The following is a 14,302-nucleotide window of genomic DNA, read 5'->3' as shown; positions in this document are numbered from 1 at the left end:
TCTTTGTACAGAACAGCACCCTCAATGCTGCGCGTCTACCAATTTCGCCACGACCGCTTAAGTTTTACTCTATAGCAGATTATGAGTAAAATATCAATAGAATTCTTTTGATGTTATTTCCACCTTTCTATGTCATTCCCACTTCCACGGGAATGACATAAACTAGCCATGCGACCACACCTTTAGTCGTTCGTAATGACGGCAAAGCTATTCAAGATAAATCAACAACAAAACTAGGTGTAATCGATTGCTTAACAGCAGCTTTCATTAAACTATCTAGTTTTTCATCAATATTATCAAAATCAATATGATATTCTCTAGAATTTCCGGTTAACACTAGGGCAGAGTCTATACCAAGGCGATTTGCTGCAAGTATATCGGTGTAAACAGTGTCCCCAATCATTAACATGCGATTCTTAGGGGTATTATGACATTCTTTTAAAATTTTGCTATATATTTCTTCATATGGCTTACCACTATAAATTACTTTTCCGCCAAGCTGCTTTATTTTTTCGGCATAATAGCCGCTACAATATCTATAAACACCGTGCTGATTTATTCCAAGGTCAGGATTAGCACAAATATTGACCATTTTACGTTGTACAACAATTTTAAATAATTCATTGAATTCGTTTAAATCTAAATTTTCGTTTTCGTCTCTGTAAATAGTCATTAAGAAAATATTAGCTTTGTTAATATCGTCAGTGATAGGACATTGAATTCTGTTTATTATATCATTTTCTAAATGTCCTAAATGATATATTGCTGGTTTTTCTATACCGAACCGCTCTTTACTTTCTAGTATCATGTCTACTGCTATTTCACCTGAGCTAATGATCATTTCCGGTTCTGCATTTAATCCCCACGATTTAATTGTTTGATGCAATGAAACAATATTGCGTGGAGCATTAGTGACAAAATATACTTTTTTTCGTTCAATAATCTTATTGATATTTTGTACGACGCCCGGATAGGTACGCCCCCCTTCAATTATTACCCCCCAAAGATCGAATAAAAACACGTCATAATCATTAATTACATCGAAAATATGTTTTAACTTTAATATATTCATTGTTATCTCGCTAATTTTAAATCAAGAAACTTTACTATTTTAATAAGTTACGTTATAGTCATTTTTACTGTTTCTAGCAACAAGTAATAGAGCCAAATATATATAATATGTCGGAAATTGAAGAAAAATTTAACGAATCATCATACGGTGCTGATTCCATAAAGGTTTTAAAAGGTCTTGAAGCCGTAAGAAAAAGACCGGGAATGTATATCGGGGATGTGGGAGACGGGTCGGGTCTACATCATATGATTTATGAAGTAGTCGACAACGCTATCGATGAGTCGCTTGCTGGTTATTGCGATCTAGTACGAGTAACATTAAATAAAAACGGTTCAGTAACCGTATCCGATAACGGGCGAGGTATACCCGTTGAAATTCATGAAGAAGAAGGAATATCGGCAGCTGAAGTTATTATGACGCAACTTCACGCTGGCGGTAAGTTTGACCAGAACGCTTATAAGGTTGCAGGCGGTCTACACGGTGTTGGTGTATCGGTTGTAAATGCTCTTTCTGAATGGCTTGAGCTGCGTATTTGGCGTAATAATAAGGAATATTTGATGAGATTTAATAATGGTATAACGGAAGCTCCGCTTGCGGTTGTCAAAGAAAATATTGATAAAAAAGGTACTGAAGTTACTTTTTTTCCGTCTGTAGAAACGTTTACTAATATAGAATTTGATTTTGGTACTATAGAGCATCGTCTTCGTGAGCTTGCTTTTTTAAATTCAGGCGTAAAGATTTTACTCGTCGATAATCGCTTTGAAGAAGTGAAAGAAGTAGAGTTTTATTATACGGGCGGTATAGAAGCTTATGTAAAATATATAGACAGAGCGAAGCACGCTATCCATCCATGTATAGTAGTTAATACGGAGAATGCTGAGTCTGGTATAAGCCTTGAGCTTGCGATGCATTGGAACGATTCTTATCATGAAAATATTTTATGCTTTACTAATAATATTAGGCAGCGTGATGGCGGAACTCATCTTAGTGCTTTCAAATCAGCGATAACACGTGTTATTACCTCGTATCTTGATACTACGGGTCTTAATAAAAAAGCTAAAAATTACTTTAGCGGTGAAGATACTAGGGAAGGGCTATGTTGTGTGCTTTCCGTTAAAGTGCCTGATCCTAAATTCTCTTCTCAAACAAAAGATAAGCTAGTAAGCTCCGAAGTACGACCGGTTGTTGAGAATGCCGTTTATACAAAGGTTCTTGAGTGGTTTGAAGAGCATCCAGCAGAAGCTAAGGCAATTATAGCTAAGATTATGGAAGCTGCGAATGCTCGTGAAGCTGCTAGAAAAGCAAGGGAACTCACTCGAAGAAAATCAGCTTTAGAAGTTTCGAATTTACCAGGTAAACTTGCAGATTGCCACGCAAAAGATCCTGCTATTTCAGAATTGTTTATTGTTGAGGGGGACTCTGCGGGTGGTACTGCAAAGCAGGGTAGGGATAGCAAAATTCAGGCTATATTGCCTTTGCGTGGTAAAATTTTGAACGTTGAACGTGCAAGGTTTGATAAAATGCTCGGTTCGGACCAAATCGGTACGTTAATTACAGCGCTTGGAATTAGTGTTGAACGAGAATTTTCCTTAGAAAAGCTTAGATACCATAAAGTTATTATTATGACCGATGCTGATGTTGATGGCTCGCACATTAGAACTTTATTACTCACGTTTTTCTATCGTCATATGCCTGCGCTAATAAATAAAGGCTATCTATATATAGCTCAGCCACCGCTTTATAAAGTAAAGAAAGGAGCAGCCGAGTTTTATTTAAAGAATGAGCAAGCGCTGCAAGATTATTTGATCAAATCAACTATTAATGATGCAACCTTAATTCTGGACGATAAAGAGCAGTTAGTGGGTGATAATTTAGAAGAGCTAATTAATAAAGTGGTTAAGTTTAACGGCTTACTTGACCATGCTAGCAAAAAATTTAATCGCTCAATTACCGAAATTCTTGCTATTAATGACTTACTTAATAACAAAATATTTGATCCTGAAAGTGATTTAAGACTTAAAAAAGCTTTAGATGTTTTAAATAGCTTAGAAGATTCGCCTGATAAGACTAATTGGGAAGTTTTAAAACATGAAAATCAAATAGAGTTCTTCTGCTTTAGTAGGGGTTTAAAAGAAAGTAAAATATTATTGAAAGAGCAGTTAGAATCATTTGAGTTTGTACAAATATCAAAGCTTGCTTTAACGATTTTTGATATATTTAGTAAGCAATTAAAGCTTATAGTGAAAAGTCAGGAATTCGATATTTTAACACCGAGTCAGTTGTTAAATACCATTATAGAATGCGGAAAAAGAGGTATAAATATTCAGCGTTTTAAGGGTCTTGGTGAGATGAATTCCGACCAGCTATGGGAAACTACTCTTGACCCTACAAAAAGAACTTTGCTTCAGGTAAGAGTCGCAGAAATTGATGAAGCAGAAGGCATTTTCTCTACTTTAATGGGTGACGTTGTTGAACCTCGCAGGTTATTTATCCAAGCAAATGCGTTGAATGTCGTGAATTTGGATGTGTAGTATAATCGGTGTCATACCGTGGCTTGACCACGGTATGACAATTTAATCAGTTTCTCCTCGCAATGACGTTACAATTTTATCAAAATAATTTATGCACAAATTAATTATTCATGGTGGTACACCTCTGAAAGGTAGTATTAATATTAGCGGTGCTAAAAATGCCGTGCTACCTATTATGGCAGCGTCTATTCTTACCGATAAACTGCATATTACTAATGTTCCAAAGTTAACGGATGTTAGTACTATGAAAGATTTGCTCCGAAGTCACGGGGCAGATATTGAAATAATAGAACATCAAGATGAATTTGAGCTTATAATTGATACCAAAAATATAAATAACTTTACTGCAAATTATGAAATAGTCCGTAAAATGAGAGCATCGATTTGGGTGCTTGGTCCTTTGCTTACCAAATACGGTAAAGCAAAAGTATCGCTTCCGGGTGGTTGTGCTATTGGAGCAAGGCAAGTAGATTTGCATATTGCTGTATTAAAAGCTATGGGAGCTGAGATTGAAATAGAAGACGGTTATATTAACGCTTCAAGTAAAGGACGCTTAAAAGGTACTCATTTTGTTTTTGATAAAGTTTCTGTAGGTGCTACGATTAATGCAATACTTGCAGCTGTTTTAGCAGAGGGGGAAACTGTGCTTTTTAATTGTGGTCGAGAGCCGGAAATAGTTGATTTATGTAATTGTCTTATCACAATGGGAGTCGATATTGCAGGTATCGGCACTAGCGAAATAACAATTAAAGGCAAGGATTCTTTAAATAAAGCGAGCTATAAAGTACTTTCTGATCGTATTGAAGCCGGTACTTATATGTTTGCGGCAGCTATTACTAAAGGTGATGTAAAAATTTGTGGGATTGATTACCATATTGTAGAAAATATAGCTTTAAAACTTATCGAAACGGGTATAAAAGTCGTGCCGATCAATAACGGAGTTCAAGTAACTTATGAAGGAAAGTTAAATTCAGTTGATTTAGAAACTAATCCCTATCCTGGCTTTGCTACTGATTTGCAAGCACAATTTATGAGCCTTATGACGCTTAGTAGCGGTGTTTCAATGATCACCGAGAATATTTTTGAAAATCGTTTCATGCATGTTCCTGAATTATGTAGAATGGGAGCAGATATAGTAGTACGAGGTAATAAGGCGGTTGTTCGAGGTGTAGAAATGTTAAAAGGCGCAGAAGTTATGGCAAGTGATCTTAGAGCTTCGGTATCGCTAATACTCGCTGGTCTTAGTACTAATAGCAAAACCGTATTACACCGAATATATCATTTAGATCGTGGCTTCCAAGATTTAGAAAAAAAATTAAGTAATTGTGGTGCAGATATAAAAAGGGTATAATATATTCGATCAACTTCAAAAATGGGCTAAGTCGTTCGTTCTACAAGAGCTGCGGTACGCACGTATTAAGTATATGCTGTGTTCCTCACATTGTCAACTCCTTGCTCTTTTTGAAGTTGATCTGCGTATATTCGTTTCCTATTTATTTATAGTATACTATTTTTAACGGAGAAAAATTATGGCAAGAATTACAGCAGAAGATTGTAATAAAATTATACCGGATAGGTTTCGGCTTGTTGTCCTAGCAACAAGATATGCTAAATTATTAAATTATAAAGTAGAAACTAATCACATCAAAAAAGAAAAGCGTGATAAGCCTCCTGTTATCGCATTACGTAGAATTGCTGCCGGAAAAGTATTGGTAGCTCAGTTAGAACAAGATTTAATAAATAGTCTGCGTACAAGAACTATGATAGAGCCGCTTGTTAATCAAGATGAATCAGAAGCTGTAGAAGAAAAATTTGAGTATTTACCTGAAGTTTATATTGGGGAAGATTATTCTGATTTAGATGATCAAATCTTTATTGATGAGAATGGCGAAGATTATAAAACCGATAAGTAAATGCTTATCGGTGTTGGTACTGATATAGTACAAATTCCTAGAATCGAAAAAATATTACATTTATATCCAGAACTTTTTGCTAAAAAAATTCTAACTTCAAAGGAATTAAAACAGTTTGCTTTGTTGGGAAAAATAAACCATGCTGATTTTTTAGCCAAGCGTTTTGCTGCTAAAGAGGCTGTTAGTAAAGCCTTTGGAGTCGGTATAGGTCAAGGTATAAATTTTAAAGATATTACTATACTAAATAATGATTTAGGTAAGCCTATAGTAGAAGTTAGCTCAAACTATACAAACAAATTCTCTCCTTTTAATATTCACCTTTCTCTTGCTGATGATTATCCTGTGTGTGTAGCATTTGCTGTGATTGAGAGTAGTTATAATGTTATTCGTGGGTAGAGGCGTGTTACTGTGTGAACCCTATTTCATTCCCGCGGAGGCATGGTTGCGTGGATACCCAAACCGTCATTGCGAAGCGCGAAGCGACGTGGCAATCTCATGCAGTAATCACAAACTCCTGAGATTGCTTCGTCAAAACTTACAGTTTTTCTTCGTAATGACGACTTGGTATACGGGGAATGCCCCCTCTCGCAATGACAAAATATAAATTACGATCCGGCTTTGCTGTCTGCTTTAGGTAACATGATTTTTAAATTAGCTTTAGCTTCTAAATCAGCAATATATTTCTTTAGTACTTCTGCAGCTAATATATTATCAATAGTTACTTTTGCTTCTTCTTTTGTTGGAATAGGCACAGGTTTTTTCTCAAGCACTTTGATAATATGCCAACCGAAATCGGTTTTTACAGGCGTTGAAACTTCATTTACTTTTAAAGCAAAAGCTTTCTTTTCAAATTCCGGTACTAACTGCCCAGGTTGATTTAGTAGAATGTAACCGATAACGCCGCCGTTTGAAGCTGAAGCTTTATCAAGAGATAACTCTTCTGCAAGCTTAGTAAAGTTTCCGCCTTTGCTTAATTTGGTTTTTATATCATTAGCTTCTTTTTGAGATTTAACTAAAATATGAGCAACTTTTATTTGTTCTTTACCTTTAAGATTACCGACATATTTATTATATTCGTCATCAAACATCTTATCTGTAATGTTAGATTTTATGTAGTTTGCTAGTAATTCTTGTTGAGCTAATTGATTTTTTGCATTTTCAAGTTTTTCTTGGAATTCTTTAGAAGAAGTAATATTTGACTTAGCAACTTCTTCTTTTAACAAAAGATTATTAACATAAATTTTTATTAATTTTTCCTGATCTTGTGGTGGAAAATCATCAAAATTTTTGATTGTTTCACCTGATTGAAGATTAAGCTGAGGCTTAAATTCTTTCATAATTTGCGATGCTTTTACTTCACCGCCTTTATAGGTAGCAACTACCTTGTCTTTATCAGCAAAAGCAACACCGGAAAGCATGCTAACTGATAAAAATATAACAGATAATTTTTTCATTTATGACTCATAATTGTGTTAAATATAAGCTTAAATTTTATAAAAATAATATATAACCGTCAACAGCTATTTGAGAATATTTTATTTATTAATAATAATTTACAAATATTTGTAGTAACAAATTATTCATTTAAATAAAATTATAACATTTGATAATTTTATAAAATATACCTATATTTAAGTACTAAAATACTAAAAATATCATAAGGACCTTTAATGCTTTCTATTTTAAAAAAACTTTTCGGTACTGCAAATGATCGTACTGTAAAAAAACTATTTTCTGAAATTACAAAAATTAACTCGCTTGAACCTGCTATACAAAAATTATCAGATGAGGAGTTGAAGAATAAAACTGTGGAGTTTAAAGAAAAGCTTAAAAACGGAGCTACCTTAGACGATATAGTATATGAGACGTTTGCGGTAGTTAGGGAAGCAGCTAAAAGAGTTTGCGGTATGCGTCATTTTGACGTTCAGCTTATAGGTGGCCTGATATTACATCGAGGCATGATTACCGAAATGCGTACCGGTGAGGGTAAGACCTTAGTTGCAACGCTTCCTGCTTACTTAAATGCTTTAACTGGAAAAGGTGTACATGTTGTAACCGTCAATGATTATCTAGCACGCCGTGATTCTGCTTCCATGGGTAAAATTTACAATTTTTTAGGTTTATCAGTTGGATGTATTGTTGGCGGTATGCCTGATGAGGTAAAACGAGCCGCCTATAACGCCGATATTACTCATGCAACAAATAATGAACTCGGTTTCGATTATTTAAGGGATAATATGAAGTATAGCTTGCAGGAGCGAGTACTTCGTCCTTTTAATTTTGCTATCATCGATGAGGTTGATTCGATTTTGATAGATGAAGCAAGAACTCCGCTCGTTATCTCGGGTCCGGTTAATGATAATGCAGAATTATACGGTAAAATTGATAAAATAGTACGTCTGCTTAATGCAAGTGATTTTGAAAAAGATGAACAATTAAAAACTATCAATTTAACGGAAACCGGCATTACACATATAGAATTGCTTTTAAGTAAAGAAAATATTATAAAACCAGATACCAGTTTATATGATTTTGAGAATTTAACTTTAGTACATTATGTTAATCAAGCCTTAAGAGCTCATAATATGTTTACTGTTAATGTAGATTATTTGGTGCGTGAAGGTAAAGTAATGATTATTGATGAGTTTACCGGTCGTGTAATGGAAGGGCGTAGATATTCGGAAGGGTTACATCAAGCATTAGAAGCAAAAGAAAATGTGAAAATTCAAAATGAGAACCAAACTTTAGCGTCTATTACTTTCCAAAATTATTTTCGTAATTATCCTAAATTATCGGGTATGACCGGTACGGCTATGACCGAAGCACCGGAACTAAAAGATATATATAATCTCGATGTGGTCGTAGTCCCAACCCATAATAAAGTTACAAGGCTTGACCTTGATGACGAAATTTACGGTAGTAAAAAAGAAAAATATGATGCTATCTTAAAGCTAATTAGGGATTGTTACGATCGTGGACAGCCTATACTTGTCGGTACGATAAGCATAGAAAAGTCAGAAGAACTTTCAAGCATTTTAAATAAAGAAAAAATCCCTCATAAAGTATTAAACGCCAAATTTCATGAGCAGGAAGCTTTTATTATTGCTCAAGCAGGTAGGTTTAAGGCAGTAACGATTGCAACTAATATGGCAGGGCGGGGTACTGATATTATGCTTGGCGGTAATCCTGAAATGTTAATAGAACAGCTGGATAAAGAACATAATTATGAAGCTAAAATAGCTGAAGTAAAAGCTCAAATTGCCGAAGAAAAGAAGCAGGTTATTGAAGCAGGCGGCTTATTTGTAATAGGTACGGAAAGGCATGAAAGCCGTAGGATAGATAATCAGCTAAGAGGAAGATCAGGTAGACAAGGTGATCCTGGTAAAACTAAGTTTTTCCTATCGCTTGATGACGATTTAATGCGTATTTTTGCATCAGATCGTATATCAGGAGTCCTTAGAACACTTGGATTGAAAGACGGAGAGGCTATCCACCATCCAATGATTAGTCGTTCACTTGAGAAAGCGCAGCAAAAAGTGGAAGGACATAACTACGAAATGCGTAAAAATTTATTACGTTTTGATGATGTAATGAATGACCAACGTAAGATAATATACGAGCAACGTACTGAAATTATTAAATCTAAAGATAGTTACGGTTTCTTAAATAGTACTACTGAGGAACTCGCCAAAAAGATAGTATTAACTTTCATGCCAGTAGGCTCTTATAGAGAAGATTGGGATATAGAGAATTTAAGCGTAGAATTACATCGTGTTTTTTCTATAAAATTTGACCATAATGTAGTAAGTAAAAATGATGTAACGGAAGAAGAAATCACGAAGACCGTTATACAAATGGCTCATGATATATATAAGTCAAAAGAAAAAGTCTATAGTAGCGAGTTAATGCATAATGCCGTGAAATATATTTTATTAACTACCCTTGATCAAGTTTGGAAAGATCATTTATATAGCTTAGATCATTTAAGACAAGGCATATCTCTTCGAGCTTATGGCCAAAAAGACCCTCTTAGTGAGTATAAAAGAGAAGCATTTAACTTATTCGAGCAGATGCTTAATAATTTAAAAGAATTATTTATTCAAACCGTATACCATTTCCATATTGACTTAAAAAATGTTCAAAAAGAAGATGTTTCGCTTGAGTATAAAAAACTTCAGAAAAATATGCGTGAGAGTCGGGAAGATCCGGCATTTAGTAAATATAACGCAGGAAGTAGCCTTGAGACTGACCTTAAACCAGTCGTATCACGCATTGATCCAAAAGATAGAAACCCTGACGATCCTACTAGTTGGGGTAGGGTATCTCGTAATGAGCTATGTCCGTGCGGTTCAGGCAAGAAATATAAATATTGTCATGGTGCAAATGAATAGATGAACACCTATAATACCCTACGATTTTTACTCTATGTCATTCCCGCGAAGGCGGGAATCCAGCAAAACTCGAAAAAATCAAAAGGTTATAGCTATTTCTTACAATTTCTTTACATTTTTAGAAAAAGTAAAAATTCTTCGAGATTTTTATACTTTCTGGATTCCCGCCTTCGCGGGAATGACATCAAACGAGCCATTAATTCTTAAGACAATAAAACCTTTTTAAAAATTGTAGGGTATTATAATGAAAACCACTTTACCTCAGCGTTCTCTAAAAATCCAAGCTAGGCTTAATTTGATAGTGTAGCAAATTCTAGATAGTGCACAAGATAAAATCGCTATGATTATCTTTGGCTCTTTTGCAAGAGGTGATTGGGTGTGTGATCTACCTAACGGTTACCAATACGGCAAGGATTAATCAGTAGGAGTTCTCAGTATTGTCTGCGTGACTTCCTAATCGTCATTGCAAGGAAATTGCATAGCAATTGACTTAAGCAATCTCAGGAGTTTGTTATTATTTCATAAGATTGCCACGCAGCCTACGCCTGCTCGCAATGACGATTAGGGTATCCAAGCAAGCCTTTTGCAGGAATGACAATGAGATCTTTAGCACCTTTAAGAAATACAAAGTATAAATAAGTAGAATATGATAAAAGAACTATTAAATAGTAATTTAACTTTGTTGCTAAAGTCAAATAGAGTAGTAGTGCAAGATATAGAATATTATGTAAAACAATGTAGCTTTGAAAATGTTTTAAAAGAGTCTATTTTTCTCTTGATAAAGTGGGCCTAGTAAGGAGTTTAAATGAATTACGTGCAGTATCTACTACTGAACTATTTTCGGTATCTACAAATAATGCACTAAAAGTTGGCTAAATGGTTATTTGAAGAAAAAAAAAGCAAATGTTAATATGTGTAGTGATATTTTGAAGAATACTCCTTGAAATTCAGCTGCACGTCACGGAAATTGTAGCAGAATATCTAATATCAAAAGGCGCTGCAGTAAACGGGAACGAGGAGCTTGGCTAGGATCACCTTTATATGAAGCAGTAAGCACTTTAATGTAGCAAAACTATTACTTAAGAACGGAGCTGAGGTGGATCAAAGAAAATCCGGAGGAATACCTTTGCATGCGGTTGCTAAAAATGTTCGATGTACTTCTAAAGATATTAAGGATGATGAAATATATAAGCTGTTAGTATTATATGGTGCTGATATCAACGCAAAAGTAGAATGTACAATAGCATTTGTCGGTGAAAGTGAAGTCATAACAGAAGAATAATGATATTTTGAGATATCTTAACATATTTATATGCATTGCCTAGAAATCGTTGATACCCCGTCATTGTAAGCGGCTGTAGGCTCCTGTTGCATGGATACCAAATCGTCATTGCGAGCGACTGTAAGGAGCGTAGCAATCCAGAAAAATAATAAAAATGCTATGTATTTTACTAGATTGCTTCGTCAATTACTTTGTAATTTTCCTCGTAATGACGTCAACTTTTCAAATTATCAACTTTTTCTAGGTAATGTCTATTTATCGACACGGTAGTTATTGACAAGTTTAGGAAAAAGTTTTATATTCTTCACAAGTTTAAGAAAAAGTTAATAGTATATGTCTAAAGCGAAAACAGCTTCCAAAAATAACCCGACTGCTAGGGAACAGGCTAAAGAATATTTTCATAACGGTCAGAAAATCAAACCGGTCAAGCTTATTGCTGCTCAAAAGTCTTTTCTAGCTGCCGAATATGAATCTTCTGGAGATTTAGTCGTAGGGAGCAATGGTCAGCCATTACCTTGGGGATTAGTTAAAAGCTTATCTTAATATCTTCACTTCCAAAAGCCTCGGTAATAAATAATCGGGGGCATAGCTCAGGGGTAGAGCATCTGCTTTGCACGCAGAGGGTCAAGGGTTCGATTCCCTTTGCCTCCACCACTTCCGATAAGGGTTTCAAGGCTTTTTGAAATTTAGTAAAAACTTTGAATGTTCCTTTTGTTTTAATTTTCGCTCCATGTCTTGCTAAAAAAATATTCTGTACCTACTATTATTGGTTATGGTAAGTATTTACAACAGCAGAATCTAGGCAAAAATAATAATCTACATACTCAAAAGTTGAGGTGACTGTTTACTTGAGAAAGAAATATACGAAGCTTTGCTAGAACTCAGTAATTATAGCAGTGAAGAAAATAATAAATTATTAAGTACGACTTATTTTTTTATAAATTAATAAAAAAATAAGGACATAATATGAGTGGTACAACAAAAAATATAAATGCAAAGGGAGCAGCAAGCATGGGTCTTGATAGTTGGCTTGGCGTTACTGTAGGTGATAATATTACTCATTCTTTTAGTTTAGATACTAATAGTAATATTTTTTAGGTATCACCGATACTATGAATTACTATAATGGCTTAGGTAGTATAGACATAAATAATGCACGTGTTTATTTTAATATAACTAAGAGCTTTAGAAATAAATGCTAATAACAGACCTTTTAAATTGATTGTAGATGAGGATTTTCTATAAAAATTGCAGAGTTTAACACCTATGAAAATGAGCAATATATTTTTACAAATCATTATCAAGATAAAATGAGTTGTCAAGATATAAATACGTTAGCAAAAATAACTAATCTATCTCATAAAGAATTTGTTAAAATTTTATCTAATAATTATACGCTAGAAGCAATACAAGAGATTGCAGATAAATATAAAGCAATAGATAAAGAGGCATTAAATTTATACCAGCTAGGCACTCAGACTATGCAGATAGCAGACGATATAAGAAAGCTAGTAGCAGACACATCGCTGGTAGACTTAAAGAAAAATTTACCAAATCTTGACTCTGTAAGATTTGGTATGTAGGTATCAAGGGGAGTAAGTACTACAAATAGTTTAGTAGTTGAGAGTTTGCAGGACGTAATACAAGATTTTGATATGATTACTAATGGATTAAATAAAGAAGAAAAAGCAGCTGTGACAACAAGATTCAGTTGCTCAAAGATGCTTGCTCAAACAAAGGAAGCTATTTATGCCAAAGCATTTGATATTTCAACGCACTCTTTAAAAACGTAAGGTACAGGTTTAAAAGGTATGTTAATAGCTCCTTCTAGATTAATTGCCGTTCGTTTTAAAAAATTTTTAGATGATATAGGACAAGTAAGTTCTGAAGTTGTTATATCTGCTACTGATGACCGGGACGGTTATAAAGATATTGAAAGCGAAAATAAAGTAGATAAATTTATAAAAAACATGAGGGAACAATATGGAGCAAAATTCAATAATAGAATTATTAAAAAATTTAAAAGTTCCGATGATCCTGAAATTTTAATTGTAGTTTCAAAATTACTAACCGGTTTTGATGCACCGCGTAATGTCGTTATTTACATATGCAAAGAATGCAAAGAGCATCATCTTTTACAAGCAATTGCTCGTGCGAATCGTTTATTTGAAGCAAAAGGGAAAACTAAAGAATATGGTTACATAATTGACTATGTAGGGTGATCGAATCAATGTGCCTAACGATTTGGATTCTGAACAGCTCGAACAGTATTTAGCCGATGAAGTTATACACAATAAGTTTTATTTCTTGTTGAATAAATTTAAAAATCTGATGTCTATAGCTTCTAATTCTTATGAATTTTATGAAGAAAAAGAACAAGTTAATTTACAATATGAATAAAATTTAATAAGCTCAAAAAGATAGTGGAAAAGCGTTATAAAGAAAAACCGGATAAAAAATATATACCGCTCAAGTCATGAAGTTGCTTGATGAGTATGTTATTGCTGGTCATATTACTAAAACTGAAGCGATTAACATTCGGTCATGGATATGGCTAACCAAATACAAGATACTATTAAGGATTATATCAATATCGATCCTGCCTTTTATCAAAAATTTTCTACCATTAATAAATAACACAATAATACAGCATCATAATAAACGTTTATCGGATAGTGATCTTTTAAATAGAGTTAAAAAAATAAGAGCTGAATTTAAAAATGATGTGCCAAGTGAACTCGGCACTAACAAAACAATAATAGCTTCTTATAGAATTGAAAAGATCAAAATCAGCGTGAAAATGCCATTCAAATTGCTTTTGATACCTATGACATCATTAAGCAGGGAATAATTGTTCATTGGACAAAAAACACTTCCATTTTAAATGAAAAATTCACTTGATGATTATTTTGTTGATGTTGTTAAAAAAGAAATGAGGATTGACTTGAATAATGAAAATTTAAGTGATGTTGTGGAAAGCCTCATTGATTTTGCTAAAGATCATGAAGCTAAATGATTTGGCTTAAATAACGCAAATAGCGAATTATTGCATAATGCGCTATTATAGAATTTTTAAGCTATCAATATTTATATAATATCTTTAGTCGTATTAT

General features: G+C 33.9%; 14 protein-coding genes, 1 tRNA gene and 3 pseudogenes. 16 read left to right on the top strand and 2 right to left on the bottom strand.

The features are described 5' to 3' along the window. Positions 1-211: 211 nt before the first annotated feature. Entirely contained in the window at positions 212-1,072 is an 861-nt protein-coding gene (locus BG75_RS04845; protein ID WP_062811640.1) for a TIGR01459 family HAD-type hydrolase, read from the bottom strand. A 107-nt stretch (positions 1,073-1,179) separates the two neighbouring features. Here BG75_RS04845 and gyrB point away from each other — a divergent pair, with 107 nt between their 5' ends. From gyrB to BG75_RS10815, 5 genes and pseudogenes are all read left to right on the top strand, one after another. Further along, a complete protein-coding gene (gene gyrB / locus BG75_RS04840; protein ID WP_062811639.1) occupies positions 1,180-3,603 on the top strand; it encodes a DNA topoisomerase (ATP-hydrolyzing) subunit B in 2,424 nt (807 codons plus the stop codon). 91 nt (positions 3,604-3,694) lie between these two features. Continuing rightward, a complete protein-coding gene (gene murA, locus BG75_RS04835; RefSeq protein ID WP_062811638.1) occupies positions 3,695-4,954 on the top strand; it encodes a UDP-N-acetylglucosamine 1-carboxyvinyltransferase in 1,260 nt (419 codons plus the stop codon). 178 nt (positions 4,955-5,132) lie between these two features. Beyond that, on the top strand, positions 5,133-5,516 hold the full coding sequence (rpoZ, locus tag BG75_RS04830; protein ID WP_062811637.1) for a DNA-directed RNA polymerase subunit omega: 384 nt from the start codon (positions 5,133-5,135) through the stop codon (positions 5,514-5,516). Beyond that, complete coding sequence (gene acpS / locus BG75_RS04825) at positions 5,517-5,912, top strand: holo-ACP synthase (RefSeq protein WP_062811636.1); 396 nt, start codon at positions 5,517-5,519, stop codon at positions 5,910-5,912. Beyond that, positions 5,896-6,075: pseudogene (locus BG75_RS10815) on the top strand (hypothetical protein); the annotation flags it as partial. The gene acpS and the pseudogene BG75_RS10815, both read left to right, overlap by 17 nt. 46 nt (positions 6,076-6,121) lie before the next feature. Here the strand turns inward: BG75_RS10815 and BG75_RS04820 are convergent. Beyond that, positions 6,122-6,970, bottom strand: a complete 849-nt coding sequence (locus BG75_RS04820) for a peptidylprolyl isomerase (RefSeq protein WP_062811635.1) — start codon at positions 6,968-6,970, stop codon at positions 6,122-6,124. A 216-nt stretch (positions 6,971-7,186) separates the two neighbouring features. Between BG75_RS04820 and secA the strand changes: the two genes are divergently transcribed. From secA to BG75_RS10380, 11 genes and pseudogenes are all read left to right on the top strand, one after another. Next, positions 7,187-9,907: a preprotein translocase subunit SecA gene (gene secA, locus BG75_RS04815; RefSeq protein ID WP_062811634.1), complete on the top strand. Its 2,721-nt coding sequence runs from the start codon at positions 7,187-7,189 to the stop codon at positions 9,905-9,907. Between the two features lie 244 nt (positions 9,908-10,151). Beyond that, positions 10,152-10,322 (top strand): annotated as a pseudogene (locus BG75_RS09990) (nucleotidyltransferase); the annotation flags it as partial. A 681-nt stretch (positions 10,323-11,003) separates the two neighbouring features. After that, positions 11,004-11,189, top strand: a complete 186-nt coding sequence (locus tag BG75_RS04810; RefSeq protein WP_062811633.1) for a hypothetical protein — start codon at positions 11,004-11,006, stop codon at positions 11,187-11,189. Between the two features lie 333 nt (positions 11,190-11,522). Further along, the gene (locus tag BG75_RS04805) at positions 11,523-11,732 is read left to right on the top strand and encodes a hypothetical protein (protein ID WP_062811632.1); all 210 of its coding nucleotides are present in this window, start codon (positions 11,523-11,525) and stop codon (positions 11,730-11,732) included. A 36-nt stretch (positions 11,733-11,768) separates the two neighbouring features. Then, a tRNA-Ala gene (locus tag BG75_RS04800) sits at positions 11,769-11,843 on the top strand. 312 nt (positions 11,844-12,155) lie between these two features. Continuing rightward, a complete protein-coding gene (locus BG75_RS10385; protein ID WP_016728225.1) occupies positions 12,156-12,287 on the top strand; it encodes a hypothetical protein in 132 nt (43 codons plus the stop codon). A gap of 212 nt (positions 12,288-12,499) precedes the next feature. Beyond that, on the top strand, positions 12,500-12,772 hold the full coding sequence (locus BG75_RS09985) for a hypothetical protein (protein WP_252903666.1): 273 nt from the start codon (positions 12,500-12,502) through the stop codon (positions 12,770-12,772). A gap of 72 nt (positions 12,773-12,844) precedes the next feature. Then, positions 12,845-13,411: pseudogene (locus tag BG75_RS04790) on the top strand (UvrB domain 3-containing protein). A 10-nt stretch (positions 13,412-13,421) separates the two neighbouring features. Continuing rightward, entirely contained in the window at positions 13,422-13,589 is a 168-nt protein-coding gene (locus tag BG75_RS08770; RefSeq protein ID WP_196242482.1) for a hypothetical protein, read from the top strand. Positions 13,590-13,665: 76 nt separating this feature from the next. Beyond that, positions 13,666-14,040, top strand: coding sequence for a hypothetical protein (locus BG75_RS09085; RefSeq protein ID WP_252903663.1), 375 nt, complete (start codon positions 13,666-13,668; stop codon positions 14,038-14,040). Positions 14,041-14,073: 33 nt separating this feature from the next. Then, positions 14,074-14,205: a hypothetical protein gene (locus BG75_RS10380; RefSeq protein WP_305140732.1), complete on the top strand. Its 132-nt coding sequence runs from the start codon at positions 14,074-14,076 to the stop codon at positions 14,203-14,205. Positions 14,206-14,302 lie beyond the last annotated feature (97 nt).

The organism is Rickettsia endosymbiont of Proechinophthirus fluctus (assembly GCF_001602635.1).
In the GTDB taxonomy this organism is placed as follows: domain Bacteria; phylum Pseudomonadota; class Alphaproteobacteria; order Rickettsiales; family Rickettsiaceae; genus Rickettsia; species Rickettsia rickettsii.
Note: the sequence above shows the minus strand (reverse complement) of the source record. Positions and strands in the feature narration are given on the sequence as shown.

Bases quoted from the DNA above. Each gene is read 5' to 3' on its own strand.
- BG75_RS04845 (WP_062811640.1), bottom strand. From the start codon at position 1,072: ATGAATATATTAAAGTTAAAACATATTTTCGATGTAATTAATGATTAT.
- gyrB (WP_062811639.1), top strand. From the start codon at position 1,180: ATGTCGGAAATTGAAGAAAAATTTAACGAATCATCATACGGTGCTGAT.
- murA (WP_062811638.1), top strand. From the start codon at position 3,695: ATGCACAAATTAATTATTCATGGTGGTACACCTCTGAAAGGTAGTATT.
- rpoZ (WP_062811637.1), top strand. From the start codon at position 5,133: ATGGCAAGAATTACAGCAGAAGATTGTAATAAAATTATACCGGATAGG.
- acpS (WP_062811636.1), top strand. From the start codon at position 5,517: ATGCTTATCGGTGTTGGTACTGATATAGTACAAATTCCTAGAATCGAA.
- BG75_RS04820 (WP_062811635.1), bottom strand. From the start codon at position 6,970: ATGAAAAAATTATCTGTTATATTTTTATCAGTTAGCATGCTTTCCGGT.
- secA (WP_062811634.1), top strand. From the start codon at position 7,187: ATGCTTTCTATTTTAAAAAAACTTTTCGGTACTGCAAATGATCGTACT.
- BG75_RS04805 (WP_062811632.1), top strand. From the start codon at position 11,523: ATGTCTAAAGCGAAAACAGCTTCCAAAAATAACCCGACTGCTAGGGAA.
- BG75_RS10385 (WP_016728225.1), top strand. From the start codon at position 12,156: ATGAGTGGTACAACAAAAAATATAAATGCAAAGGGAGCAGCAAGCATG.
- BG75_RS09985 (WP_252903666.1), top strand. From the start codon at position 12,500: ATGAGTTGTCAAGATATAAATACGTTAGCAAAAATAACTAATCTATCT.
- BG75_RS09085 (WP_252903663.1), top strand. From the start codon at position 13,666: ATGAAGTTGCTTGATGAGTATGTTATTGCTGGTCATATTACTAAAACT.
- BG75_RS10380 (WP_305140732.1), top strand. From the start codon at position 14,074: ATGAAAAATTCACTTGATGATTATTTTGTTGATGTTGTTAAAAAAGAA.